We start from the raw sequence: 25,767 nt of genomic DNA on the forward strand, positions 1-25,767 counted from the left end.
GACTACACGTCAAAAGAATAGTGATCACTCTCGATCGATATGTAGCATGCCGTGGATCTGTGCGGGGGCCGGCGGAAGGGAACGGGGAGTGAGGCGTGGTCGATCGATCTTCCTACCGTGCGGGCCGCCCGGCGGAGCGGGAATCGGATTCGCTTGCGGGTCTCCGCAGAGCCCTCATCGACCTGCGCACTCTGAACCATGACCTGAGTGCGGTCAGAACCACCGCACCGGCATTCGACGGGCATGACGAGACGGGCACGGTCACCATCACCGTCAGCTCTGAGGGACTGGTCACCGACATCACTGTCGACGCGCGCTGGCAGGCCCGCCTTCCTCGGGAGCATCTGGGCGCAGCGCTGTTCGAGGCGTATGGCAACGCCATGCACGCCACCATGTCCGCGCAACTCGAGGCGCTCGACTGGGCGGATTCCATCCGCGGGGACGACAGGATTGCCGAAGAGGTGGACGAGAGACTCCGGTTGAACCGGCGGCACTATCCCGACCTAGCGGACATGCTCGCCGATGTTCAGCACCGGCGCGACCGGTACGAGATGGCGACGCGGCACGCCGATCCACCAGCAACCGCCCCCATCCAGCGAGATACGACGATTCGCGGGCCGATCGGGTTCTTCGAGATCACTGTCATCGGCGGCCGGATAGCCGACATTCAGGTGTTGTTGAGCCGGCTACCCCACCCGGCCACCAACGGCACCCTCGTACAGGAAGCACTGGCGGCCTTTCGCTCCGCCGCCCGAGCCGGCAGTCGGTAATGCCAGCCCCGCATCCGAACCAGATCCGACCATCGGGTGTAGACACCCGTGACAGCGCACGGATATGTCTCGAACAGCAGCTTGGGAGGTCGGATGCCTGGCGACAGTAGCGACGAGGTTCGCCTCATCGAGGACGCCCTTCTGGACGAAGCGGCCAAGTGGGATCGCCTGTCGAAGGACATGGCCGCCGTCCAGGCCGGTCTCGCCGGCCTGGAGCTCCAGACGACCGCGTTCTTCACCAACGATCCGATGAAGGCACAGATGGCGATGGCCGCGTACGACCAGGTCTGGCGGCTCGTCACGACGCTGACTGGCGAGGCCGCCCGGGAGTTCAACCAGATCGGCGGGGCGCTTCGCCGGGCCAACGACTTCCTGCAGACCACCGACCAGGACTCCGCCCAGGACCTTCGCGGCATCTACGGGCCGACCTGAGTCACGCCCTTCTCCCGGACACGAACGGAACGCAGACGATGACACAGCCGCTGGAAGCACAGATCAGCGCTGCCGGGTCCGACCTGAGCGCAAGTGTGGGCCAGGCGCGGGAGAACGCGGCGACGGTCGCTACCCACCTCGACAGCCTCACCGCTGCCGTACACCTGGCTGTGGCTCAGACCCGGAATGCCGGCTGGTTCGCTCTGCCGTTCGCCGGTCCGCTCGGCCCTGGTGGCGCCTACCTGTACGGGCACAAGGTCCAGAGCACCATGGACAGGTTGCGAGAGAGCGTCCACGAGATCCTCGATTTCGTCGAAACGGTCCTCGACGGAGCGATCCCGGTCTTCTCCCTGATCGACAGGGCGTTCGGATGGCTGAACGTCGTCCAAGCCCCGGTATCGGCGATGTCCGACACCGCCGGTCAGTACGTGATCAACCTGAACAACTGGTCCGGCAGCGCTAGGAAGGCGTACGACCAGCGCGTTCCCATCCAGGTCAAGAACATCGACGGCTTGTCGCAAGCAGGTGGAGAGATGGCGTCCTGGCTGGGTGAGCTCGTGGCCGTCAACGCCTCCTACATCTGGATGCTCGTCAAACCTCTCTTCGACATCGGAGGTGCGATTCTGGCGGCCGTCGCCGAGGCCGCCACTGTAGTGGGGGCGTTTCATGCCCTCGGCAAATGCGCCGAGCTGATCGAGATAGCCGTGCAGAGCATGTGGGAACAGATCGATGCGGCTCTCGCTCAATTGACCGCACTCATCAACAAGATGCTGGAAGCCAAGAAGATCACCGGATCCCTGGGGGACTCCTGGCCGGACATGGTGACGTTCGAGTGAGGGGTTCGCGAGTGCTGCTACGTAGAGCGGCTTCGTTGGTGGCTGCACTGGTCACGGCGACCAATTTGGGGGCGGCTCCCGACGAGCGGCAGTGGCACCTCGAGTCGATCAACGTTTCTGAGGCTCAGCGGGCCAGCACGGGTGACGGAGTAACCATCGGGCTGCTCACCGGTGGCCTGCCCGTCGCCCATCCCGATCTCGGCGACGCCGTCCTGCCGACGGTCCGGCGCGCCGCGGAGGACCTGTTCGGCGGTTTCGAGCAGGTCGGCGCCGACTACCCCGGGCCTGACGACTACGCGACGGGTGAGTTGGGGTTGATGGTCGCCCAAGGTGGCTCCGGGCTTCTGGGGGTCGCGCCGGGCGCCCGGGTCCAGCCGGTCATCTGCACCGGCTTGCCGGACGACACTGCGGCGTGCATCCGATGGCTGGTGGACTCGGGTGCCGATGTGATCGACCTCGCGACGGCTCCGTTCCCCCGTATCGGCAACGACTTCGAGGGCATCCGCTACGCGCTGGCTCATGACGTGGTGGTGGTCGCGGCGCTCAGCGAGGGTGCCCAGATGCCTCGCGATGTCACGGCCGGTGTCATCCTGGTCGGCGGAGTGGACCGCAACGGGAACCTCCCACCGAACGTCCTTCCGAACGGCCGGGTCAGCATTCGCGCACCCGGCACCGGGCCGTCCGTACAAGCCGGCGACGAGATCATCGGCTTGGTGCCCGGTGCACCGGGCGGTCACGGAACCCTGCGGTTGCCGGACGGCGACGAAGTGGCCGCCGCACTGGTCACCGGCGTGGTGGCGCTGGTCCGGTCGAAGTATCCGGAGTTGAAGGGACCATCCGTCATCAACCGGATCCTGCTCACCGCCGCTGACCGTGACGGGCCTGGCCGGGATGGCACCTACGGATACGGGATCGTGGATGCCGCGGCCGCCGTTACCGACGACGTGCCCGAGGTGCGAGCCAACCCGTTGGGCGAGCCCGGTTCCTCGGGCGGGAACTCACTACCCGTGATCGCCGTCGCGGTCGGCGCTGTGATCCTGGCGGTCGCCGTCGTGACAGTCGTCGTCGTGGTGACAGTGCTGCGTCGGCGACGGCGGGTGGGGTGATGATTCAGACAGCATTGCCGCCGTTTCGGGACTTTCTCCGCCGATAAGGTGGATCGTGCGAATCGAACACGCGGTGTTGCTGGTGGCCGGGGGTGTCGGGTCCGGGCTCACTGGGTCGATGGCGGGGCTGGCGTCGCTGGTCAGCTATCCGGCTCTGCTCGCGGTGGGGCTGCCGCCGATCGCGGCCAACGTGACCAACTCGGTGGGGCTGCTGGCCAGCGGGGTCGGGTCGGCCGCCGGGTCGCGGCCGGAGCTGCGGGGGCAAGGGGCGCGGATCCTGCGGCTGGGGGTGTTCGCCCTGTTCGGTGGGACCGTGGGGGCGGTGCTGCTGATGAACACCACGTCGTCGGTGTTCGAACTGATCGTTCCGGTGCTGATCGCTCTGGCCGCGGTGGTCCTGCTGCTGCGTGATCAGCTGCGGGGGTGGTACACGCGGCCGAAAGGGCGGTTCGCGCAGCCGCCGATGGGGGTGGCGATCTTCCTGATCGGTATCTACGGCGGCTATTTCGGGGCGGCCGCCGGAGTGCTGATGCTGGCCGTCCTGTCGATGTCGGTGGTGGAGCCGCTGCCGGTGACGAACGCGGTCAAGAGTGTGGTGCTGGCGGCCGCCAACCTGTCGGCGGCCGTCCTCTACGCGGTGATCGCCCCGGTGAACTGGGCGGCGGCCGCCCTCCTGGGCGTCGGCTGCCTGGTCGGCAGCTGGATCGGTCCCGCCCTGGTCCGCCGCACCCCGGAACGCCCGTTGCGCCTGGTCATCGCCGTCGCCGCGCTGGCCCTCGCCGCCTACCTGTGGCACGACGCCGTCACCGGCAACGCCTGAGAGCCCCGCTACAAAAGCGCCGGCCAGAGCGCCGGGTTGCGAGTGCACAGTCAGCGGCCGGAGGGCCTGACCGCCCGGAACGACCTGCCCCCAAGCCTCTCGAACTGTTGGTCTGGCCGCGCCGTGGCCTGACCGCCGATCTCTTCGACGGCGCCGCCACGGCCCTGACCGGGATCCTGGCCGGCGCTGTTCACCAGCCTTCCAATATCCCAGTAAACCGATAGGATCTCATTGGCATCGGGGGTGTTGACGATTCAAGATGCGGGCATGAGCGACCCTTTTCACCAACGGCTGCACCACGTGGCGTCCGGCGCCCTGAGCGGCGCCACCGCCCAGACCTCCGGGATGCGCCGGGTCGAGGCGATCAGCGGCAGCACAGTGGGCAGCCGGAACCTCTGGATGGGACAGACCCACGTCGCCGCCGGCACCGACTCCGGTAACCACCACCACGGCGAGTCGGAGACCGCGATCTATGTGGTCAGCGGCACCCCGTCGTTCGTCTTCCTGGACGCCGAGCACGGCGAGACCCGGGTCGACACCAAACCCGGTGACTACATCTACGTGCCGCCGTGGGTGCCGCACCGTGAGGAGAACCCGGACCCGGAGAACGAGGCAGTCGTGGTGATCTCGCGCACCACCCAGGACGCGATCGTGGTCAATGTGCCTGATCTGAAGTGGGTCGGCCCGGTCGCCGTCGGCCCCACGGCCCACGAAAGTCCGCAACAACCGTAACCAGGCCGCCTCTTCCTTTGATGGGAACGGCCCGGCCCCGATACCGGGACGTGTCCGCGCACCGACCTTGAACGCCGCGCACCGGGACTCCGTATGGAAAGCCGGACGCCGCCGGCGAAGATCGATTGCGCTATGGTTACGAACCTTTTACATCCCGCGCCGCAAGGGGAACCATCATGATCGACCTCGAGTTGATCGTCCCGGACGGCTGGGTGCAGATCCCGGCCGGCACGGACCACGACGGGGAACGCGCCCGGATCATCGACGGTCTCGTCCGCCGGCACCTGCCCGCCGGCACCGACGAGACCGGCCCCTGGCCGCGGGCGCTACGCCGCGAGATCACCGCGGCGGTGGACGAGGCGAGCCGTCACCAGGCCCGGTCGGTACTGCTGCCGATCGGGGACTTCGACGGCGTGCGACTGCCCGGTTCGCTCGTCATCGCTGTGGTGGAGGACGTCGAGGAGGGCACCGCCCCGGAGCAGTTGTTCGCGTCGGTTCTCGCCGGCGCCGGACCGGACGGGACATACCTGGAGATCGGCGGCTCGCAAGCCATCCGCGTCTCCTCGGTGACCACCGCCGGACCTGCCGAGCGGCGGACACCTGCCCGGCAGGTCCGATACCACATCGCCCATCCCCGGGTGCCCGGCGCCTACGGTCTGGTCACCTTCACCGCGATCAGTGACGGCGACGTCGAGGCCGAACCGGTCCAGGCCGCGGTTCTGATGTTCGACGCGATCATCGGCACCCTGCGGTGGGAGGAGGAGACCGCCCCCGCGGCCCCGGTGGTCCAGGAGGCCCCCGAGGCACCGGTTGAGATCCTCGCCGAGAAGCCCACCGAGGTCATCCTGGCGACAGCGCCACCGGCACCTGCCCGGCGGTCGTTGCTGCGGCACCCGGTCACGCTCGGCGTCGTACTGGCGCTCGCGATCATGAGCGGCACCGGAGGCCTGGTCGCACGGCACGCGGCCAGCGCCGCCGAACCGGAGGAGGGCAACCGGGCCTCCACGGCTGACGTGCGGATCCTCGTCGGTGCGGCGTCCGTCTGCCCCGCGCTCACCGCGCCCCGGCTGGCCGGGCAGATCATGGTCGCCTCGAACTTCGGTGGCCAGCCGGTCGCCGCGATGCGGGACGGCGGCGCGACCGGGGTGGCGGCGCTGACCCCGGCCCAGTGGCAGGAGAACATCCCGTGGGACGGCGCGCAGATCACTGATCGCAAAGCCTCCGTCACCGCTCTCGCCCACCACATGTGCCGGCTCTTCGGCCAGGCCCGCATGGTCGACCTGGACGACGATCCGTGGCGGGTGGCCCTGGCGGCGCACCGGCTCGGCATGGAGCCGGTACTCGCGGCCGGCGGTGTCCCCGGCGAGGCGGACGACTATGTGCGGACCGTCGAGCGGTACGCGAACTGGTACGCACTGCAGCCGGGGTTCACCGGACATGCCGCGTCACCGGTCCCGACGGCCGCTCCCACCCCCGGTGACACGGTGGTCCCGGTGCCGGAGGCGTACGTGACGGCGATCGCCGCGGCCGGCAAGACCTGCCCGGACATGCCGCCCGCCCGGATCGCGGCGCAGATCATGGCCACCTCCGGATTCGACCCGGACAAACTGGGCGAGGCCGGCGAGCAGGGCATCGCGCAGTTCCCGCCGACGGTGTGGGCGAGGAACGTCAAGGCCGCGCCGGGCCGGTCCCCGTGGGATCCGGACGTGGCGATCCCGGCACTCGGCCGCACCATGTGCCGAATGATCAAGAACAACGGTGGATACGGCGCCGCCCTGGCCGCCTTCACTCGCGGCGATCGGGAGGCGTCGGTCACCGGCCTGACCGTCCGGGTGTCCGAGGCGCAGACCACGTACGCCAAGGATCTCCGTCTGCAGCCCGTCCGGCAGCCCGCGCCGAAGCCGTCCGCTTCGGCCTCCCCGTCCGCTTCCCCCTCCCCCAGCCCGACGGCGGCCCGCCCTCAGCCGACGGCCCCGGCCCGGACCAATCAGCCGGCCGTCAAGGCGGCGGGCTCGTCGGGCTCGGCCTACGGCCCGTACTTCGTCCTCAACTTCGGCACCGGGATGTGCGTCGACGTGCCCGGTTATGCCGCGGGCCCGGTGGACGGCCCGGTCCACCAGTTCCCCTGTGCCAAGACCGGTGAGGACAACCAGGAGTGGACGTTCGAGCCGCGGGCGGCCGACGCGGAGGGGTACCAGCTCTACTGGATCCGCAACGCCGACGACCGTTACTGCATCGACCCGCCGGGCACCGGCAGCGTGGATCCGGGGACATCGCTCAACGAGACGAACTGCTTCGACGCCGACAACCAGCACTTCCGGCTGGAGCCGCGGTTGACCAGCGGCGGATTCGCCTACTACTGGCTGCGGAACACCGCGTCCGGACTCTGTCTCGACGTTCCCGGTAGCGCGGACGCCGGCCCCGCCACCCGGCTGGCGCTGTCCCCGTGCCAGTCGAACGACGACCACGAGTGGGCGCTCGTCCAGAAGTCCGAGTGGTGAGGGCGATGCCGGCAACCGCCCTGCGCGCCGTCGCGCTGGCCCTCGCCGCGGTCGCGGTGACCGCCACCGGAACCGCCCTGCCTGCCCGGGCCGAGCCGGGCACGGACGCCGCGCCGAACCGGTACTACTACACCGTCGGCAAGGGGGCGCCGGAGAACCTGTGGGAGATCGCGGAACGCTTCCTGGGTGACCCGGAACGGGCCGGCGAGATCCTCGATCTCAACGCCGGCCGGGTACAGCCCGACGGCGGCCGGCTCGTCAGCCCCGACGACCTCACCGGAGGCTGGCATCTCGTGCTGCCCGGGGACGCGATCGGAGCGGAACTCCAGCACGGTCCGCTGCCGGCCGGCCGGACCCGCCCGTCGAAGTGCCAGTGGGGCGCCACGCCGCCGGCCGCCGCGACGTGGGGGCAGACCCTGCTCACACCCAGCGGGGCATGGACGGTGGCGGACGGCTCCGGCGTCAAGGTGGCGATCGTGGGCTCCGGCGTCGACGGCTCCGCCACCGGGCTGACCGGCCGGGTCCTCGCCGGCACGGACGTCACCTCCGGCACCGGCCGCGGCGACGACAGTTGCGCCGGCTCCGGGACTGCCCTGGCCGGCATCGTGGCCGGTGACGACGGCGACGAGGGGCGGTCGTTCGGGGTGGCGCCGGGTGCGAGGATCGTGCCCGTCAAGGCGGGGACCGGCAAACCCACGGCGGGTGTCGCGGCGACCGCCATCCGGGTGGCGGCGGCCTCCGGCGCCGGGGTCGTGCTGATCGGGGCCGACGTCGACGCCACCGACCCGCAGGTCGGCACCGCCATCAACAAGGCGATCGCCGCCGACGTGGTGGTCGTGCTACCCGCTACCGCCGCTGCCGGGGCAGCCGACGGCCTGCTCCGGGTGGGCGCGGCGGGCCGGGACGGGCAGCCGGCCGGGAACACCGCACCGGACGCCGCGGATCTGCTGGCGCCCGGCGACGAGGTGGCCAGCATCGGCCGGGCCGGCAGCGGTCCCGCGTACGCCGCCGCCTTCGTGGCCGGCACGATCACTCTGGTCCGTTCGGCCGACCCGGGGTTGCCCGCCACCGAGGTCACCCGGCGGGTGCTCGCGACGGCAGTCGACGGCGTGGTCAGCCCGGTCGCCGCGGTCACCACGCCGCAGTCCGCTGAACCGGCGGCCGCCGCCGGCTCGGCGCCGGAGCCACGGAACGGTCTCGGCACCCTGAGCACCGTGCTGATCGGGATAGCGGCCGGGTTGATCGTGCTCCTGTCGGTGCTGCTCGTCTCACGCCGGTGGCAGCGACGCCGGGCCCCGATGCCGCCGCCGGGACAGGCGGGCTGATGTCAGTCGGCGGCGAGAGTCTGGCGGGCCAGTCGCAACGCCGTGACGTACTTCGGGAGTTCCCGGGCGGCGTGCTCGATCCACCCTGGGGAGAGCTGGTCGGCGAAGACGGCGTCCACCACGATTCCGGTGATCGCCGCCGGCATCTGATCCAGGCCCGGCGCCTGCCGCCAGTGACCGAGCACGCTCAACCGCTCGTTCAGCTCGGCGATCGTCCGCTCCAGGTCCGCGATCAGGGAATCGGCCTGCTCCGAAGCGACGACCAAGCGCCCCTCGCTCGCGAGGGTGAGAAAGGTCTCGCCCGCGAATTCCTCACCCATCGGTCTCCCCACGGCCATTTCGCCGGCACCCCGCCGACAGAATCGCTCACGATTTCATCACCCCGGACGATGATTCGTCAGCGCAAGGGGACCGACAGTGCCCGGTCCGGCCAGGCAGGATGCCCTCGATCGCCTTCGCGGCGAGGTGTGACGACCGACGCCATCGCAACCGTCACACCAAAAGTTGACCAGATTACATCGTTCGGCTAATAATTCAGCCGAACGGTTGACTAAACGTCTAGCACAAGATACAGCGAGGACGCGTATGACGGCGGTGCCCATCAGCTTGGACATCCGATTGCTGGGCACCCCCCGACTGATGCTCGCGGGGCGGGAAACTGCTCCGGGCGCCGCCCGCCGCCAGGCCGTCTTCGCCACCCTGGTCCTCAACCCCGGCCGGGAAGTGCCCCGTGAGGAACTGATCGCCGCGGTCTGGGGTGAGGATCCACCCGCCAGCGCGATGGGCAACCTCTACACGTACATCTCCGCGCTGCGCCGGGTGCTCGAACCGGGCCGCGACCGCTGGTCCTCCGGATCCGTCCTCACTTCCCAGGGCGGCGGTTACCGCCTGCACGTGTCGGCCGACGAGGTCGACGTGCGCCGCTTCGAGAGGGCGCGCGAGCAGAGCCGGACGTTCCGCGCCGCCGGAGACGCCCGTGGCGAGCTGGCCGCCCTGGACGCGGCACTGGCCGAGTGGCAGGACGAGGAGCCACTGGCCGGAGTCCCCGGGCCGCATGCCGAGAACCAGCGTGTCCGGCTCGGCGAGCTGTACCTGGCCTCCACCGAACGCCACGCCGAGCTGATGCTCGGCTTCGGCCGGGCCGCCGAGGTCACCGGCCGTCTTCTGAAGCTGGCCGGCCGTCATCGCACCCGGGAGAGCCTGTACGCGGTGGCCCTGCTCGCGCTCGCCGCACAGGACCGCACGGAGGAGGCGACAGCGCTCTACCTCGAGCTGCGTGACCGCCTGGTGGAGGAGTCGGGAACCGAACCCGACCCGGCCGTGACCAAGATCTACGCCCAGCTGGCCGACGACGCCGCCCGTCCGGTGCGGGTCTCCTCACCGGTGCCGCCCCGGCACGCCGATTTTCTGGGCCGGACCGCGACGGTCGCCCGGCTGCGGCAGACGGTGGCCGCTCTCGCCGGTGGCGGTCCCGGTGGCAGCATCTGGATCAGTGGTGAGGCGGGTATCGGCAAGTCCGCGCTGCTCGCCGAGGGCCTGCGCGACGCGGCCACCTCCGGCGTCCAGGTCGGCTGGGGTGTCGGCGACGAACCCGATCGTGGGGCGCCGTTGAGCCTGCTACCGGAGTTCCTCCCCCAGGAAGCGGTGAACGACCTGCTCGCCGCGTTGCACGCCGCCCACGGGACGATGCCGCCGACCATGGCCGTGATCGACACGGTCAAGGCGTTCGTGGTCGCGCGATGCGCCGAAGGCCCGGTCCTGCTGGTGATGGACGACATGCAGTGGGCCGACGACACCTCCCTGCTGGTCTGGCACGCGCTCCACGAACTCACCGGACGGCTGCCCCTGCTGCTCGTCTCGGCCTCCCGCCCTCTGCCCACCGGGTACGAGATGCGGCTGCTGCAGCGGGTGCTGCCCCGTAACGGCACCGCCCTGATCGACCTCGGCCCGCTGGACGACTCGACGGCCACCGAACTGGTGCACACCTGGGTGCTCCGGGCGGAGATCGAGCCGGGTACGGTGCGCTCCCTGGTCGCGGCCGCCGCCGGAAACCCGTTCTATCTGCGTCAGCTGGTCATCTCCGAACGGCTGGGGCTCTCCGCCGACACTCCCACGCCCGAGCTGATCGAGGCCGTCTACCGGCATCTGCGGCCACTGGCCGACGACACCCGGCAGTTGCTGCGCGCGGTCGCCTTCCTGGGCAACAATCACCGGGTCATCGACCTGGCGGCGGTCACCGGCATGCCCCTGCCCGCGCTGGTCCCGCTCGTGGAGGAGGCGATGACAGCGGGGGTTCTCATCGAGGACGGTCTCCGCCTGCGGTTCCGGCATCCGATGATCCGCCAGGTGCTGCACGGCGCGATTCCGATCGCCCTCCGGGTCGCCATGCACCGGCAGTTCGCCCAGCGGATCGCCGAGGCCGATGGTGATCTGAGCCGGGTCGCCGGTCAGCTCCTGGCCGGTCCGGTGCCGATCGACGCGTGGGTGGAACAGTGGCTGACGGCCAACGCCGAACAGTTGAGCGTCACCACTCCGGCCTCGGCGATAGCCGTGCTGCGGCACGCCGTCTCCTCCCCCAGCCTCTCGCCGCGGGGCCGCCGGCTGCTCACCGCACCGCTGGCGCAGTCGCTGTTCCGGGCCGGGTTGTTCGGCGCGACCGCAGCCGGGCGGTCATCCGCCCCGGACGAGTGCTCCGCGATCCGATGAAAGGGCTGTGCGTCAAAATCCTGGGACCGGTCCGCGCGTGGCGGGACGAGCAGGAGGTCGACCTGGGGACGGCCCGCCGGCGCGCCCTCTTCGCGGTGCTGGCGGCCAACGCGAACCGGGTGGTCAGCCGTAATGAACTGATCGTCGCACTGTGGGGTGACTCCCCGCCGACGACCGCGACGGGCAACGTCTACACGTACGTCTCCGGGCTGCGGCGAAGCCTGGAGAAGCACCGCGAGCCGGGACGAGGCGGAGGGCCACTGACCTCCGGAGCCACCGGCTACACCCTGCGAATGGACTCGGACGCCCTGGACGCCGACCGGTTCCACCGCCTCTACGACGCGGCCGGCGCCGCGGCTGCCGCGGGCCGGACCGATGAGGCGGTGGCCGGCCTCGACGAGGCGCTCGCGCTCTGGCAGGGCGACGCGTACGCGAATCTGACCGGCCGTTTCGTCGAACTGGACCGATACCGCCTCGGCGAACTGCGGATCGCCGCGGCCGAACAGCGGGCCCGGCTGATCCTGGCCGGCGGCGACGACGGCCTGGTCGCCGACCTCACCACGCTGGTCCGGGCGCATCCGCTGCACGAGCCGTTCCATGAGCTGCTAATGCGGGCGCTGCACCAGGCGGGACGCGGCACCGAGGCGCTCGAGGCGTTCCGGGCGGCCCGGCGGGTGTTCGTCGACGAGCTCGGCGTCGAGCCCGGCCCGACCATCCGCGCGCTGCAGCGGCGGATCCTGGCCACGCCGGACCAGCCGGCCGCGACACCGAGACCCCCGGCGCCCGTGGCTCCGTCCCCGCCGGTGACCGCCCGGCCGCGGGGCCGTTTTCTGGTCGGCAGGGACACCGAGGTGCGGCTGCTGCGCCGCCTGGCCGGCGAGGTGAACAGCCGCCGCGGAACAACCGTCTGGATCGAGGGCGAACCGGGCATCGGTAAGTCCGAGCTGCTGGCCGTGGCCCTGGACGAGGCCCGGCGGACCGGGTGCCGGGTCGCCCGGGGCGCCGCGGACGAACTCAGCCGCCGCGTCCCGCTGCGGGTGGTGATGCGGACGCTGGGCCTGGAGACCACCTCCGCCGACTCGGAACGCGCGGCGCTGGCCGCCGTGCTGCCCGGAGATCCGAGGGCGGTCGACCGGATCGCCGGGTACGTCCGCGACCTGTGCGCCACCGGACCGCTGACCCTGGCCGTCGACGACCTGCAGTGGCTCGACGACGACAGCCTGCTCGTCTGGGAACGGCTGATCGAATTCACCCGGTCCCTGCCGCTGCTGTTGGTCTCCGCGACCCGGCCCACGCCGGCCGGCCGGGAGTCGAACGGCCTGCGCGATCGGGTGGCGGCTGGTGGCGGGCACGTGCTGGCCCTCGGGCCGTTGCACCGGGGCGACGTCGCGCGGATCCTCGGTGCGGCCGCCGGTGCGAGACCCGGCCCCAATCTTCGATCGCTGGCCGAGCTGGCCGGCGGCAACCCGTTGTACACCCGGGAACTGGTCCTCGGGCTGCTCCGGCAACAGGCCGTCCAGATCACCGGCGGGGTAGCCGAAGTCGGTGCCCAGGTGCCGGAGGTGCCCCGGTCCCTGCTCGACATCGTGCTGGCCCCACTCAGCGACCTCCATTCGGGCCAGTGGGAGACGCTGCGTCACGCCGCGCTGCTCGGCGACCGGTTCACCGTCGCGGAGGTGGCGGCGTTCACCGGGCGGACCCCGTCGACCGTCGAGACCGACCTGCGGGCGGCGGAGGTCGTCGTGAACACCGGCGGCGCCCTGACGTTCCGGCATCCGATGCTGCGGCAGGCCCTGATCGAGAGCGTCCCGGCCGCCCTGCGGCCGACCCTGCACCGGCACGCCGCGGAAGTGCTGGCGGCCGGCGGCGGCACTGTCGCGCGGGTCGCCAAACACCTTGCCGTGAGTACGCCCGACGTCGACGCGTGGCTGGTGGAGTGGCTGACCACGCACGCTGGCGAACTGGTGCGGGTGTCGCCGGGAACGGCCGCGGAACTGATCCGCCGGGCACTGGCCGACGGCCGGTGCACCCGGTCACAACGGGAGGCGCTGGAGTCGGCCCTGCCCGCACCCGGCAGCCCGGCCTGACCGGATCAGAGCATGCCCGGGACCCCGAGGAACCGGCTCGACGAGGTCACCGGCGCCGGTGACAACGGGCCGGCGGTGGCGTCGCGCTCGACGGACCGGCGCAGAGCGGCGAGCGCCAGGGCGTCTAGAGGGACCTGCCGGGCGAAACCGGCCTCGTCCCGGAGCAGCTCACGGAGGAGCAGCCGGCCGGGAACGCCGCCGCTGGGCTCCTGCAACTCCAGAACTTTGAACGCGGTTCCCGGAAGGAACAGGACCCGCCCCGGCCTGCCCGTGTCGCCCTCCGGTTCCAGCGGACGGGTCCGCCGGGCGGTGGTGGACCAGAGCATCACCTCGAGGTTTCCGGGCAGACCGGCGGGCCGCTCGACGAGCGCGTTGGTGAACCCCCAGTCGGTCAGCACCTCGCGCCGGGCGAGATGCCGTATCTCGTCCGCGGTCAGGTCGGCGGCGGCGTAGGTGACGCCACGGTGCGAGGGCAGCCGGCTCAGGCCGGTGGCCACGCATCGCGCGAAGGCGACGTGCGCGCCCGGCTCGGCCAGGCGCAGCATCCGGTCGACGCTGTCGCCCCAGACGGAGAGGTAGAGCCGGACGGCGACCGCGTACTCCAGGGCTTCGGGGCCGTTCTGCAGGATGGCGTGCTCGGCGAGGACTCGGGCGATACCGCCGGAGACGGCATCGAACTCGCGGCTGAACGCGCGCCGCAGCCAGGCCCGTTCCTCGGCCAGATCACCGCCGGGGTGGTGGCCGCGCACCTCGTCGCGCGGAACCCGCTGGAAGTAGCCGGACTCATCACCCGGCTCGGCGTGTTCCGCGGCGGCGGCGGGCGGCGGGTCCGGGACGACCGTGGCCGTCACGGCGGTGGGAACGACGGCCGCGGGCGCGCCGACCGCCGGCAGTTCGAGCGTGGCGCCGGCGGCCCATACCGTGCTGGGCTGCTCCGGGGCCGGGGCCGGGGCCGGGGGCCGGACCGGACGTTGCAACGGCAGCATCATGGTCGGGGCCGCAGCCCATGACGGCCGGGACTCCGGGGACGTGGACGGCGCCGCGGCCGACGGGCCGGCCATGGCGGGCCCGTCGGTCTCGGTGGGCATCGCGGGCCCGGCCACCGTGAGGCCGGGCGGGGCGACAGCGGGTGTCGGCTCCGGGGCCACCGGCACCGGTTGTTCCGGCACCGTCACCGGACTGCCGGGAACACCGTGCGGAGCGGTCTCGACACCACCGGCGGGGCCCGGCGTCCGCTGACCGGTCTCGGCGGCCACCGAGGAGAGCGGCGTCGACGCCCGGTCCCGGGTGGCCTGGTCGAGCCGGGCCGCCAGGTCGCCGGCGAGTTCCCGGTAGCGGTCGACCATGGCCGGCGCGGCGTCGTCCACGATCACCCGCACGTTGTCCGGGTCGGCCGGGATGGCCCGGATCCGGTCGGCGTACCGGGGTGGTTCCTCGCCCCGGAGCCAGAGGCCGGACTGGATCACCTCGACGACAGCGTCGTTCGTGTAGCGGTAGGCGAGGGCGCCGAGCGGCTCACCGAGCAGGTCCGGGGCACGGTGACCGACGATCCGGGGCGTCTTCGCGGCAGCGCTCCGGCTCTCCCGGGGCTGGTAGGCGAGTTCCCGGGCGAAGACCTGCCAGCCGGGCCGGCCGTCGGACCCCACCGTGAACAGTTCCGGATCCGACGGCTTACCGGCCGGCACCCCACCGAAGAGCGTCACCGGGCTCTCCAGCAGGTCGGCCAGCGCTTGGCCGAGGGTTTCGCCGGAACGCAGAGCGACCGGGCCGTAGTGCACAAAACGGGCCTGCTCCCGCCCCTGCGGCTCCAGGCCGCGCCAGAACCGGGCGATGTCGTCGAGGCTGAGCGGTGCGGTGCCCGGGCAGCCGAGGATGACCGACATCGCGTTCGGCTGGCACGGCATCGTCGACATCAGCCGGTGCCAGTGCCCGGCTATCGCCGCCTCGTCCCGGCTCTCCCGCAGCCATACGCCGCCGGGCAGTGGTTCCACCGCGGCGGTGGAACTGATCGGCAGATAGTCGGTGGCGGCACCGTCCCACGCCGGCACGGGATAACGTTTCGACTGCCAGATCGGCGTCCGGCCCGCCCGGTAGCAGACCCAGCCACCGAGGTCCGCCGCGTGCACGAAGAGCAGCCCCGACGCCCCCGGGATCAGTCTGCCGAACGGAGCGATCACCGGCCGGCCCAGCCGGTCGGACAGCCACTGACCGGCGAGCGCCCCGGTCTCCGGGTGCGCGCCGCAGACCACCAGCCGGATCCCCCGGCCCCGGCGCTGCAGAGCGGCTGCCACCGAGTCCCAGATGTCGAAGGGCAGTTCGTTCTGCAGGTCGAGGATGACGATGTCGTTGTCCGGATCGCTCGCCACCGACAACGCGACCGACCGGGCCTCCGCACTGATCTGCTGACGCGCGTGCAGCACCAGGGCGTTGCCGACGGTATGTCTCTCGATCACCGCGGATTCCGGCACGAACGCCTCAGATCACGCCGGAACGCACGGCGTAGGCGACCGCGTGCGACCGGTTCCGCAGCTTCAGTCGATGGTTGAGGCCGTAGATGACGTTCTTCACCGTGCGCTCGGAATAGCACAGCTCGTCGGCTATCTCGTTGGTGTCCAGCCCGTCGGCCATCAGCCGCAGCACGTCGATCTCGCGCGCGGTGAGACCGGAGGAGTTCAGCCCGTTCGGGGTGAGCACGTCACGCTGCAGACGCTCGACGTGCTTGAGCAGTTCGCCGACGAGGTTCGGCGGCAGGACACCGTCACCGGAGGCGGCGGCGAGCACACTGTGCGCGAGACGCTCGGCGGTGACCACCGCCCGCGGCATGATGGCGACCACCCGGCACTCCACCGCGATCAGCAGCTCCTGCTCGCTGATCTCGTCGGCGACCAGCACCACCGGGACACCGACCTCACTGGCCGCGAGACGCAGCATCGCGATGACATCCGCGGTGAGGCGCTCGGCGGCGACGATCAGCACTTTGGACCGGGACCGGTCCTCGCCACGCAACACGGTGATGTCGGACCGGGTCCGCAGATGACTCACCAGCCCCGCGTGGGTCAGCGGGTCCGGCGCGTGCACCGAGACATCAACCTGCTCCACAGCCACCTCCGTCACTCAATGTGGGCGTTGGAAGTGTCTTTAAACAGTCTTCAAAAAATCTTCACAGCAACCTTAACAGCACCGTAACGACCGCGAAAAGACCAACAAAAGTGCAGCTCAGGGTCGGTTTCTCGGCAACCAAAATGTCCTCAATGGAGGGTTATCTCCACCGGCCCCATCTTCTCCGTGGCGAGTTTCGAAGCGTTCTCCCCGGCGGCTCGCATCGCCTCCATGATTGCGTTCTGTAACGAAGCGACGTCGTGTTGCTCGTAGATCGCGGGGTCGACCCGAACCGCGTGGAGCTTGCCCAGCCCGGTGGCCATGACCGCGACCGTCCCGTCCTGCGAGCGGCCGGTGACGACCGCCTTCTCCAGCTCCGCCTGCCCTCTGCGCATCCGGTCCTCGAGGCGCTGGGCGTTCTCCATGAAGTCCTGAAAGCTCGGTGGGACGGGTACTGACGACGGTTGCACGGCACTGCCTTTCTGACGGGGAACGGTCAGCCGACCACGGCCAGGCCGACCGGCTGACCGCCCACGGCGGCAGACGGCGGCAGGGCCAGATCGGCCAGCGCGATGGTACGAGAACCAGTGCGTCGGGCCAGGTTCAGGGCGAACTCGTGGGCGGCACGGACGGTACGTTCGGGAAGCTGCCGGGCGAGTTCCGTCAGGGCCGCCTGCACGTCCTCGGGGATGTCGTGTCCCCGCCGCACCAGGTGCCGGACCACGATCGTGGCCAGTTCCTCGGTGCTCAGCTCCGGCACCGGCCACTGCTGCCCGAACACCTCGCCGATCGCCGGTACGGCGGCACGCAGGCTCGCGAGGGCCGCCTCCTCACCGGTCAGGATGACCACCGGGTCACCCAGCCGAGACCGAATCTGGCCGGCCAGCGCCTCCCCGATCTCCTGGGCCGCGCCGCTGCCGTCATCCGACCAGTCGATCTGCAGCACGCCACCCGCGGCGTCCTCGATGGCGGCGGCGACCAGGCTGCGCACCTGGCCGGGCCATTGCGGAGCCAGCTCCCGGACGGTGCTCACCCGGACCAGGTGACCGACCGGCACGAGGTCGAGTTCGGACAGCCCGGCCGCGTAGAGCCGGGCGTACTCGCTCCGCCCGCTCCCCGGACTGCCGCTGATCAGCACGTTGCCGGTCTTGCCGTGGCCACGGCGGCGGTTGCGTCCCTCACAGAGCTGCAGCAGGGTCTGCCCGGCCGCCTCCTTGACCGAACGCCCGCCGACCAGCTCACAGATCCGTTTCCAGCTACGGGCGGCGTTGATCGCGCCGGTCGGATCGGTCGCCGAGTCCGGCTGTGCGGTCCGCTCGACCGGCAGGTCCTCCAACTGGGACAGCTCCGGCGCGACGTCCGCCGCGGTGAGCCGGTTGAGCTCGTTGTCCCTGGTCGGCGGCATGGTGGCCAGCCGGGAGGCCTGATTGTTGATCAGCGCCTCGAACAGCTTCCGGGCGACACGGCCGTTACCGAACGTCGAGTTCTTCGGCACTCGGGTGAAGTATTCCTCCAGCGCGTCGACCGCGTCGTCGGTCAGCTCGTAGTAGTGCTTGCGGACCAGGTTCGACGTGATCGTGACGAGTTCTTCGACCGAGTAGTTCGGGAACTCGACGGTGCGCGTGAATCGGGAGGCCAGACCGGGGTTGGAGGCGAGGAACTGTTCCATCAGCTCCGAGTACCCGGCGACGATCACCACGAGTTCGTCGCGGTGGTCCTCCATCATCTTCATCAGCGCGTCGATGGCCTCCTGACCGAAGTCCGGCCCGGAACCACCCGAGCCCGCGGACAGGGTGTAGGCCTCGTCGATGAAGAGCACGCCGCCGAGCGCCTTGGTGACCAGCTCGGTGGTCTTGATCGCGGTCGACCCGATGTACTGGCCCACCAGGTCGGCCCGCGCCGCCTCGATCATGTGCCCCTTGGTCAGGATGCCCAGTTCCTTGAGCACCGAGCCGTAGAGCCGGGCGACGGTGGTCTTACCCGTACCGGGTGGACCGGCGAAGACCAGATGCCGGCTCATCGGCGGCATCGGCAGGCCCATCTGGAGGCGTACCTGCGACATCTTGATCAGGTTGATGAGCGCGGTGACCTCCTGCTTCACCCCACGCAGACCGATCAGGCTGTTCAGCTCGCGCAACGGCTCGCTCAGCTCGTCGTCGCCGCTCTCGGTCCTCTCCCCGGCCTGACTCGGTGCCGGTGCCGGCGCCGGCACCGAGCTCACCGGCGGGGTGCCGCCCGGCGACGCCGGCTGCGAACGACGGCCGGCGGTCAGCGAGTCCGCGGTCACCTGGGCGCCCGGCGCCCGGCGGACATCCTCGTCACCGCTGTCCTGGACCACGCACCGGGTCAGCGTCACCGGCTCGGTGGTGTCCACGTTGATGCCGACCGCGGCACTGTCGAGGACTTCGCAGGCGGTGAAGGAGCCGGACGAACCGGCTTCGAGACTGATGCCGTCGGACTTGGCGTTGCGGACCCGGGTCTGGGTGGCGGTCACCGAGCCCTTGATCCGCAGACCGTCCCGGGCCGCGTCGACGACCTCACTGTCACGCAACTGCACGGCGCCCTCGGACACCAGGCCGGAGCCACGGAGCACCGAGGACTCCAGGGTCAGATCGGCGCCGGAGCCCACCTGGACGCAGACCGCGCCGGTGCCGCTGAACCGGGCCTCACGGACGGTACCCCGCGCCGGACCGCTCAGGGCGAGGCCCACCGAGCCACCGGCGTCCACCACCATGTCGGCACCGTCGATCGAGGCGTTCTCCTGGACGACGAGACCGGCGCCCTTGGTGATCACGGCGCGGAGCCGGTGCATCGTGACGGCCGCATCGCCACCGATCGACGCGACGTTGTCGCTGGTCCCGCGCACCGTCAGACCGATGAACCGGGGCGCCGCGTTGCTACCGGCGTTGATGCCGATCGGGACGTCGCTGACGGTACAGTCGGTGAAGGTCGGCTTCGCGTCGCTGAGCACCTGCACGGCGGTGTGCTTGGCGCCGCTGAAGACGCAGTTCTTGAAGACCGGCGAGCCGCCCTCGGTGAGATGCACCGACTGCACCGCGGCACCGGTGAACGTGGAGTCGCTGATCTGGACGTCGGCCTCGCCGCGCACGAAGACGTCGACGTTCCCGCTCTCGGTGACCGTCAGGGCCCGCACCCGGGCCCAGGCCCGCTGTTCGATCACCAGCGCGGGCTTGCCGGAGCCGGTGATCTCACACTGCTCGATCGTGAGCCGCGAGTCGCCGCCCGCGCAGATGCTGTTCGCGCTGGCCGCGGTGACCCGGCAGCGGCGCAGCGTCAGGGCGCTCTTCTCGCCGACCACCACCCCGGTGGTCGCGATGTCATGGATGACCGTGTCCTCGATCGTGCTCGCACCGACCGACATCACCACCACCCCGGCACCGGTCGAGCTGGTGATGTCGCAGCCGCGCAGGGCCAGCGAACCCTGCAGACGGGCCAGCAGGGTGACCCACGAGGCGCCGCTGACCCGGCAGTCGTCCAGAGCGATCTCACCGGCGTACACGTCGACCGCGGCGAGTTTCGGGTCGTCGCTGGTGAGTGCGACACCGCGCAACTGGGCACCCTCACCGTGCACGACGAGGACGCTGCCCTCCTCCACGTGCACCTCGACGGTGCCGGGTTCGGCCGCGCTGATCGTCACCCGGTTGCCGACGACCAGCTTCTCCACGTATCTGCCCGGGTGGACGTTGATGGTGGCGCCCGGTTCCGCCCGGGACAACGCCGCACCGATCGTCGGGTACGAACCCGGCTTCCGGTCACCGACCACGAGAACCTGCCGACTCACGGCGTCACCCCTTCCGTTCCAGGCCGGGCAGTGTGCGAATCCGTCCACCGGCCCCGGCACCGATCCGGCGGCGTGGCTCGGCGGTGGCCCAGCGGTCCACGCTCCGGCGCAGCGAGGTGACCGCCAATTCGTCGAGCGACACCCGGTTGGAGTCGACCTTGCCGTTGTCGTCGATCTCGTTGGTGCCGATCTCCCGGATCAGGACCGCACCACGCTCGCCAGCCGACGGCCGGCGCAGTTCCAGGATCTTGTAGTTCGTACCGGGCAGGAACAGCACCCGGTCCTCGACGGCCTCGTCGCCCTCCGGTTCCAGCACCGTGGTCCGCCGTGCCGTCATCGACCAGATCAGCACGTCGGTGTCGCCGTCCTGGGAGGAGCACGGCTGGGTCAGGGCGTTGACGAAACCCCAGTCGGTGACGAGCTTGCGCTGCTCGTAGAGGTCCCACTCGTCATCGGTCGGGGTGATCCGGTAGATCGTCGTCCCGCGGAACGACGACATCCGGGACAACCCGGAGACCACACAGCGGGCGAACGGCACATGAGGCCCGTTACGGCCGGACCGCAGACCGGCGTCGATACCCGGGCCCCGGGCGGTGAGGTAGAGCCGCAGCGCCACCGAGTCGGCGAGCACGTCCTCGGTGGACAGGCCGGAGCCCTGCATCCCGGGGTGCTCGGACATGGTCCGGGAGACCGAGCTGGCCATCACGTCGAACTCGCGGCTGAGGGTGCGGCGCAACCAGGCCCGTTCGTCACCCAGGCCCTTCTCCCGGAGGAGGGCGCTCGATCCGGCGGCGGGGACCGGCTGCCAGTGGGCATCGGCCCGCGACTCGGGGGTGTCCGGTTGCCGCGCGGGCACCGGGGCCTCCATCACCGGCTCGGGAGCCCGGGGGACGGCGATCACCGGTTCCGTGACGGGAGCCGCCGGGGCCGGGACGACGGCCGTGGGCAGCGCCGTCTCGGCGCCGAGGGACTCACCGAACCCGGCGGGCATGGTCGGGGGCTCCGGCTCCGCGACCGGAACCGGCGGCGCACCCGGAACCGGGGGCGCAACCGGAACCGGGGGCGCAGCCGGCTCGGCGACCAGGACCGGGGGCGGAGACGGGGCCGCGGGCGGAGACGGGGCCTGCGGCGCGACCTGGACCGGCGGGGCCGGCTCGGGCACGGGCGCGGGACGGGATTCCACCGGCGCGGGCGGCAGCGCCACCGCCGGCTCGGCCCGCACCTGCTGGCGAGCGGCCGGGAGTTGGATCCGCTCCTCCTCGGCCGGGGCCTCGACCTCCAGGCGCAACACCGGCACTTCGGTCGGGGCTTCGACTTCCAGCCGTACCGCCGGCACGGACACCTCGGCGATGACCATGTTCTCCGCGGCCGCCGGGGCGGGCGGAGCGACCTCGACGTAGACCGGGATCGGTGCCTCCGAGGCGACCTTGCGGGTCTCCTCCTCGATGTCGATGACCGCCTGCGCCCGGCTGGCCGGTTTCGCGCCCGGCACCAGGACGGAGGACGGCATCAAGGCGCTGCCGCTGCCTTCCATCCCGCTGACCCGGGCGGCCAGGTCGACCGCGAGCTCGCGCATCCGGCCGGTCGCGGAGTGGATGGTGTCGTCGAAGACGAGAACACCGCCTTCGGCGTCGAGCATCGCGGCCCGGACCTGCTCGGCGTTCTTCGGTTCCTCGGCCGAACGAACCCAGAGGCCGGTCTGTACGACCTCGACCACGGCACCGGGAGCGAACCAGAAGACGCGCGGCGCGATCTCCTCCGCCGCGGCCAACGGCGGGCGGTGCGACAGCACGGTGGGACGGCGGGCACGGGAGTTCGGGTGCGCGCGGGGCGTGTAGACGAGTTCGAGCGCGAACGGCGCCCAGCCGAGGGTGCCGTCCGGCAGCACCGTGCGGATCTCGTGCTTCACCGGGCTGCCGATCGGCATGCCGGTGTAGCAGACCACGCTGGTGTTCAGCAGATCCGCCAGGGCCTGGCCGAAGGCCTCCCCCTCCGGCATCCGCACGTCGCCGAACTGGGCGAACCGCACCCGTTGCCGGTTCTCCTCGTCCAGCCCACGCCAGAATCGCACCACGTCGTCCAGCGAGAGCGCCGGTGTGCCCGGGCAGCCCAGCAGAACCGTCATGGTGTCCGGATGACACGGCACGTACGCGGTCAACCGCTGCCGGTGCTGCTCCACCACCTCCGGATTGCGGGTGCTGTGGATCCACACCCCGGCCGGGATGGGTTCGATCTCGCCGGTCGCGCTGGAGGCCTGCGTATCGATCGCGGCCTTGTCCCACTGCGGGGTGGGATACCGCTTGGCGTCCCAGGTCGGTGGGCGGCCGGGCCGGAACCGCACCCAGCCGCTGCCCGGGGCCGAGTGCACGAACAGCGCGCCGGCCGAGCCGCGCACCAGTTCGCCGTCGGGAGCGATCACCGTGCGGTTGAGCCGCTCGGAGAGCCATTGACCGGCCATGGCCGCGGAGTCGTGGTACCGCCCGCACGCCACCAGCCGGATGCCGCGGCGACGCCGGGGCAACACCACCGCCACCGACTCCCACGCGGTGATCCGCATACCGTCGCCGAGGTCGAGCACGACGACGTCGTTCTCCGCGTCCTCGATCATCGACAGTGCCAGTGACTGGGCCTCCGGACTGATCGCGTCCTCGGAATGAACCACCAGGGCGTTGCCGACGGTGTGCTGGACGATGCCGCCCTCGGACCGGTCCTTCCCACCACCGAGCAGGTCACGAAACCGCGATGCCATGAGATCGACTCACCTTACTTCTGCGGCCGCGATGGCCCTCACGCTCAGCGTCGGCCCCTGAGCCAGCGACACGAGCAGGTTCTTCGGGAACGGGACGGCCGCGACCTTGTCGAGCTTCAGCGCCGCCGCCGAATCCGAGTCGCCGATCGGGTAGGCCTTTCCGTCATCCGCGATGTAGGTGGCCAGGGGCTTGCTGTAACCGGCCTGGTACGGCACCGGGATGACCGCCATACCGGAGCCGGGCGCGGTGATCACCGACGTCCGCCCGGCGGGGTCCACCCCGGACTGTGCCGGCGGCACGAACACGGCGACGCTGGCGAACGCCTGCTCGCCCACCGCGGCCTGCCGCAGGCAGAGCACTTCCGCTCCGGGTTCCCGCGGGGTCAGGCCGGTCAGGTCGGGAAGGCGGGTGAGCAACGAACGGTCGTCCGACTTCCGCGCCGAGACCAGGTCGGCGGTGTCCAGTTCGATCGGCCGCCGGTCGCTCGTCGCCGACGCGAACAGGAATTCGGTGCGGCTGATCGCCGCCAGCCCGTCCCGGCGGAGGACGAACAGTTGCTCCACGCCGGCGGCCGGCTGCTGCCGGAACAGCGTGCCGACCGGATGGGCGGCCGACCCGACCCGGCGACTCTCACCGGCGCCGGGAATCCTGGCCGGCGCCAGTTCGGGACCGTCCGGGAGGTAGTCGAGCCAGAGCTGTGGCGCCTGCACCTCGCGGACCGTGCTGGCGCCGAGCGCGACGAGCACCGCCGGGTCGGTCACCGGGTATTTCCGGTCGGCGGTCACCAGGTAGGTGGCCGACCGGGGGCCCCGGACGACGACGAAACCGTCGGCCGGCACGCCGGTTCCGGTGACCCGCGGGTTCAGGTTCAGGCCGAGACTCTCACCGGGCCGGTCCGACACCGAACCGGGCAGGCAGACCAGCCAGGGGCCGGTGACGATGGAGTCGGTGGCGATCGACTGCGGCGCCCCGTCGATCCCGATCGCCGGGCCGCGCGGAACGTCCTTGAGTGATTCCTTGGAGATCAGCTGCACGGTGGCGGAGCCGCCCTGGATCAGCATGGCCGAGGTGAGATTGGGGGTCGGCCGCAGCATGCCGTTCAGGAACACGTACCGGGTGCCGCTCTCCTTCTCGACCAGGATCACCCCACCCTTGGTGTACGCCTTGCTCCCCCGGGGACGATCCAGCCGTAGACGGCGAAACCCGCCACCACCAGGACACTGATCAGTACGCCGAAGGCCAGCCCGGTGAGAGCGCGCCGGCCGGGGATCTCCGCGGTCGACGGGTCACCCTGCACCAGGGCGGAACTCAGCCGCCCCATCATGAACTGATGGGCGTGGACGTGGTCTCGCTGAGTCTGCACAGTCGCCTACCCGAACAATCCGCGGGCCCAGGTGTAGAGCCCGAGCACCTGCGCGAGCACCGGGAGCACGACCAGCCCGGTGGCGACGTCCAGACCGGTGGCCGTGTACTCCCAGAACGGCAGCATGCGTCGCGGCCACGGCCGCAGCGCCGCCATCACCAGCGGGATCAGCAGCGCGACGAGGCCGCCGAGCAGCACGTACCGGCCGGAGGCGCCGAACATGTCGGAGAACTTGAGGACCACCATGAGGTAGCCGACGGTACCGGCCAGCACCAGGGCGATCCGCTGCCAGAGACCGAAGAAGGTACGCGAGCGCAGCAGGATTGCACTTGAGGTCATCAGCACCAGGGTCCATCCCGACCAGCCCGGGACCGCCATGGTGAAGTGCATCAGGAACGGCAGGACCAGCGCGGAGGAGACCATGCAGACGGTCAGGTAGGTGTCCGCGTCGTTGGCTCGCGTACGGACCAGGTCGGAGTCCTCCGGCTCGATGTCGTACGACATGTCCGCGCCCGTCTTGGGCAACTGCGGACCCCGCAGCCGGGAGAACTTCACCGCCGCCCGGGGCGCGAGCACGACCATCGTCAGGATCAGGGTGACGGCCGTGGCCGAGACCCCGGGAGCGGTCATCTCCGCGATGTCGCGGGTCACCAGGACGAGGACCGCGATCACGGCCGTCACGCCGCCGGCCAGCAACGGCGCGAACGGGATCACCGGCGTGACCGTACGCTGCATGACCAGCAGGAACGCGAACACCGCACCGACCGCGACCGCCGCCGCCAACAGGGCCGGGCCGTTCAGCGAGACCCCGTCCGGATCACCGTCGACCGCGCTGGACGCGCTGACCGCGGCGAAGAACGCCGCACCACCACCGAACAGCAACGGGAACGCGCTGTCGTTCTGCCGGAGAGCGCTGATCACCGCGGCGACGAGCAGGCCCACCGCGAGCACGCCGCCGACGATCACCTGGGGCAGCACCGGGCCCTTGTCGACCAGGACGGCCGCGAGCGCGCCCATCGCCACCAGGGAAAGCACCAGGAACAACACCCGGCGGTACTCCGGCAGCCACCGGTCCCCGCGCCGGTTGACCATCGTGGCGACGCCCTCGGCGAGGTCGTCGAAGGCGAGTTCCGGCAGCGGGTCCTCGGTGGGACGCAGGTGCAGTTCCTCGCCTTCCAGCCAGTCCAGGCTCTCCGGCGTGCCGGCGAACTCGAACGGCGCCTGGCCGAGACGCTGCAGCACCCACGACTCGTCGGGGACGTCACCGTCCGGAACCCGGCTGAGGTTGGTGGTGTGCCGCACCAGCATCGGCATCAGGTTGCCGACCGGCATCCGCATCGGCACGGCCAGGTCGACCTTGCGCTCCGGCCCGATCACGGTGATGCGGCACAGTTGCTCGTTCAATGCGGTACTCACCAGTGAGCCTTTCTCAGGGGAC

At 70.9% G+C, this 25,767-nt stretch carries 17 protein-coding genes and 1 pseudogene; 10 read left to right on the forward strand and 8 right to left on the reverse strand.

All coding sequences use genetic code 11. From position 1 onward, the window contains the following. Positions 1-95: 95 nt before the first annotated feature. From BLU81_RS22270 to BLU81_RS22305, 8 genes are all read left to right on the forward strand, one after another. A complete protein-coding gene (locus BLU81_RS22270; protein ID WP_092546441.1) occupies positions 96-770 on the forward strand; it encodes a hypothetical protein in 675 nt (224 codons plus the stop codon). A gap of 93 nt (positions 771-863) precedes the next feature. Further along, positions 864-1,202 carry a hypothetical protein gene (locus BLU81_RS22275; RefSeq protein ID WP_092546442.1) on the forward strand — a complete coding sequence of 113 codons (339 nt, stop codon included), beginning with the start codon at positions 864-866 and terminating at the stop codon, positions 1,200-1,202. A 38-nt stretch (positions 1,203-1,240) separates the two neighbouring features. Continuing rightward, positions 1,241-2,038: a hypothetical protein gene (locus BLU81_RS22280; RefSeq protein ID WP_092546443.1), complete on the forward strand. Its 798-nt coding sequence runs from the start codon at positions 1,241-1,243 to the stop codon at positions 2,036-2,038. A gap of 38 nt (positions 2,039-2,076) precedes the next feature. Then, positions 2,077-3,144, forward strand: a complete 1,068-nt coding sequence (locus tag BLU81_RS22285) for a S8 family peptidase (protein WP_092546444.1) — start codon at positions 2,077-2,079, stop codon at positions 3,142-3,144. A gap of 55 nt (positions 3,145-3,199) precedes the next feature. After that, a complete protein-coding gene (locus BLU81_RS22290; protein WP_092546445.1) occupies positions 3,200-3,964 on the forward strand; it encodes a sulfite exporter TauE/SafE family protein in 765 nt (254 codons plus the stop codon). Between the two features lie 267 nt (positions 3,965-4,231). After that, positions 4,232-4,696 (forward strand): cupin domain-containing protein, encoded by a 465-nt coding sequence (locus BLU81_RS22295; protein WP_092546446.1) that lies wholly within the window; start codon positions 4,232-4,234, stop codon positions 4,694-4,696. A 176-nt stretch (positions 4,697-4,872) separates the two neighbouring features. Further along, a complete protein-coding gene (locus BLU81_RS22300) occupies positions 4,873-7,197 on the forward strand; it encodes an RICIN domain-containing protein (RefSeq protein WP_092546447.1) in 2,325 nt (774 codons plus the stop codon). Positions 7,198-7,202: 5 nt separating this feature from the next. Then, positions 7,203-8,522, forward strand: coding sequence for a S8 family serine peptidase (locus tag BLU81_RS22305; RefSeq protein ID WP_157751734.1), 1,320 nt, complete (start codon positions 7,203-7,205; stop codon positions 8,520-8,522). Between the two features lie 2 nt (positions 8,523-8,524). Here the strand turns inward: BLU81_RS22305 and BLU81_RS22310 are convergent, their stop codons facing one another. Then, positions 8,525-8,842, reverse strand: coding sequence for a hypothetical protein (locus BLU81_RS22310; RefSeq protein ID WP_231954700.1), 318 nt, complete (start codon positions 8,840-8,842; stop codon positions 8,525-8,527). Between the two features lie 265 nt (positions 8,843-9,107). Here BLU81_RS22310 and BLU81_RS22315 point away from each other — a divergent pair, with 265 nt between their 5' ends. Both BLU81_RS22315 and BLU81_RS22320 read left to right on the forward strand, forming a co-directional pair. Further along, entirely contained in the window at positions 9,108-11,228 is a 2,121-nt protein-coding gene (locus tag BLU81_RS22315; RefSeq protein ID WP_092546450.1) for a BTAD domain-containing putative transcriptional regulator, read from the forward strand. Further along, a complete protein-coding gene (locus BLU81_RS22320) occupies positions 11,225-13,315 on the forward strand; it encodes a BTAD domain-containing putative transcriptional regulator (RefSeq protein ID WP_092557471.1) in 2,091 nt (696 codons plus the stop codon). Before BLU81_RS22315 ends, BLU81_RS22320 begins: the two co-directional genes overlap by 4 nt. Before the next feature lie 5 nt (positions 13,316-13,320). On the opposite strand, the gene BLU81_RS22325 is transcribed toward BLU81_RS22320, so the two are convergent. From BLU81_RS22325 to eccD, 7 genes and pseudogenes are all read right to left on the reverse strand, one after another. After that, positions 13,321-15,768 carry a hypothetical protein gene (locus tag BLU81_RS22325; protein WP_092557473.1) on the reverse strand — a complete coding sequence of 816 codons (2,448 nt, stop codon included), beginning with the start codon at positions 15,766-15,768 and terminating at the stop codon, positions 13,321-13,323. A 22-nt stretch (positions 15,769-15,790) separates the two neighbouring features. Further along, positions 15,791-16,414, reverse strand: a complete 624-nt coding sequence (locus BLU81_RS22330; RefSeq protein ID WP_092557475.1) for a helix-turn-helix transcriptional regulator — start codon at positions 16,412-16,414, stop codon at positions 15,791-15,793. A gap of 149 nt (positions 16,415-16,563) precedes the next feature. Further along, positions 16,564-16,839 carry a YbaB/EbfC family nucleoid-associated protein gene (locus tag BLU81_RS22335; RefSeq protein ID WP_172890600.1) on the reverse strand — a complete coding sequence of 92 codons (276 nt, stop codon included), beginning with the start codon at positions 16,837-16,839 and terminating at the stop codon, positions 16,564-16,566. A 71-nt stretch (positions 16,840-16,910) separates the two neighbouring features. Next, positions 16,911-20,216: a right-handed parallel beta-helix repeat-containing protein gene (locus BLU81_RS22340; protein WP_172890601.1), complete on the reverse strand. Its 3,306-nt coding sequence runs from the start codon at positions 20,214-20,216 to the stop codon at positions 16,911-16,913. 4 nt (positions 20,217-20,220) lie between these two features. Further along, entirely contained in the window at positions 20,221-22,965 is a 2,745-nt protein-coding gene (locus BLU81_RS22345) for a hypothetical protein (RefSeq protein ID WP_092546452.1), read from the reverse strand. A 9-nt stretch (positions 22,966-22,974) separates the two neighbouring features. Then, positions 22,975-24,329: pseudogene (gene eccB / locus BLU81_RS22350) on the reverse strand (type VII secretion protein EccB). 6 nt (positions 24,330-24,335) lie between these two features. Continuing rightward, on the reverse strand, positions 24,336-25,745 hold the full coding sequence (gene eccD / locus BLU81_RS22355) for a type VII secretion integral membrane protein EccD (RefSeq protein WP_092546453.1): 1,410 nt from the start codon (positions 25,743-25,745) through the stop codon (positions 24,336-24,338). Between the last annotated feature and the right edge of the window lie 22 nt (positions 25,746-25,767).

This window comes from Actinoplanes derwentensis, assembly GCF_900104725.1.
GTDB lineage: Bacteria > Actinomycetota > Actinomycetes > Mycobacteriales > Micromonosporaceae > Actinoplanes > Actinoplanes derwentensis.

What these genes read in the sequence shown, in the direction of transcription:
- BLU81_RS22275 (WP_092546442.1), top strand. Translation starts at nt 864, where the DNA reads ATGCCTGGCGACAGTAGCGACGAGGTTCGCCTCATCGAGGACGCCCTT.
- BLU81_RS22280 (WP_092546443.1), top strand. Translation starts at nt 1,241, where the DNA reads ATGACACAGCCGCTGGAAGCACAGATCAGCGCTGCCGGGTCCGACCTG.
- BLU81_RS22295 (WP_092546446.1), top strand. Translation starts at nt 4,232, where the DNA reads ATGAGCGACCCTTTTCACCAACGGCTGCACCACGTGGCGTCCGGCGCC.
- BLU81_RS22300 (WP_092546447.1), top strand. Translation starts at nt 4,873, where the DNA reads ATGATCGACCTCGAGTTGATCGTCCCGGACGGCTGGGTGCAGATCCCG.
- BLU81_RS22305 (WP_157751734.1), top strand. Translation starts at nt 7,203, where the DNA reads ATGCCGGCAACCGCCCTGCGCGCCGTCGCGCTGGCCCTCGCCGCGGTC.
- BLU81_RS22310 (WP_231954700.1), bottom strand. Translation starts at nt 8,842, where the DNA reads ATGGGTGAGGAATTCGCGGGCGAGACCTTTCTCACCCTCGCGAGCGAG.
- BLU81_RS22315 (WP_092546450.1), top strand. Translation starts at nt 9,108, where the DNA reads ATGACGGCGGTGCCCATCAGCTTGGACATCCGATTGCTGGGCACCCCC.
- BLU81_RS22320 (WP_092557471.1), top strand. Translation starts at nt 11,225, where the DNA reads ATGAAAGGGCTGTGCGTCAAAATCCTGGGACCGGTCCGCGCGTGGCGG.
- BLU81_RS22335 (WP_172890600.1), bottom strand. Translation starts at nt 16,839, where the DNA reads ATGGAGAACGCCCAGCGCCTCGAGGACCGGATGCGCAGAGGGCAGGCG.
- BLU81_RS22345 (WP_092546452.1), bottom strand. Translation starts at nt 22,965, where the DNA reads ATGGCATCGCGGTTTCGTGACCTGCTCGGTGGTGGGAAGGACCGGTCC.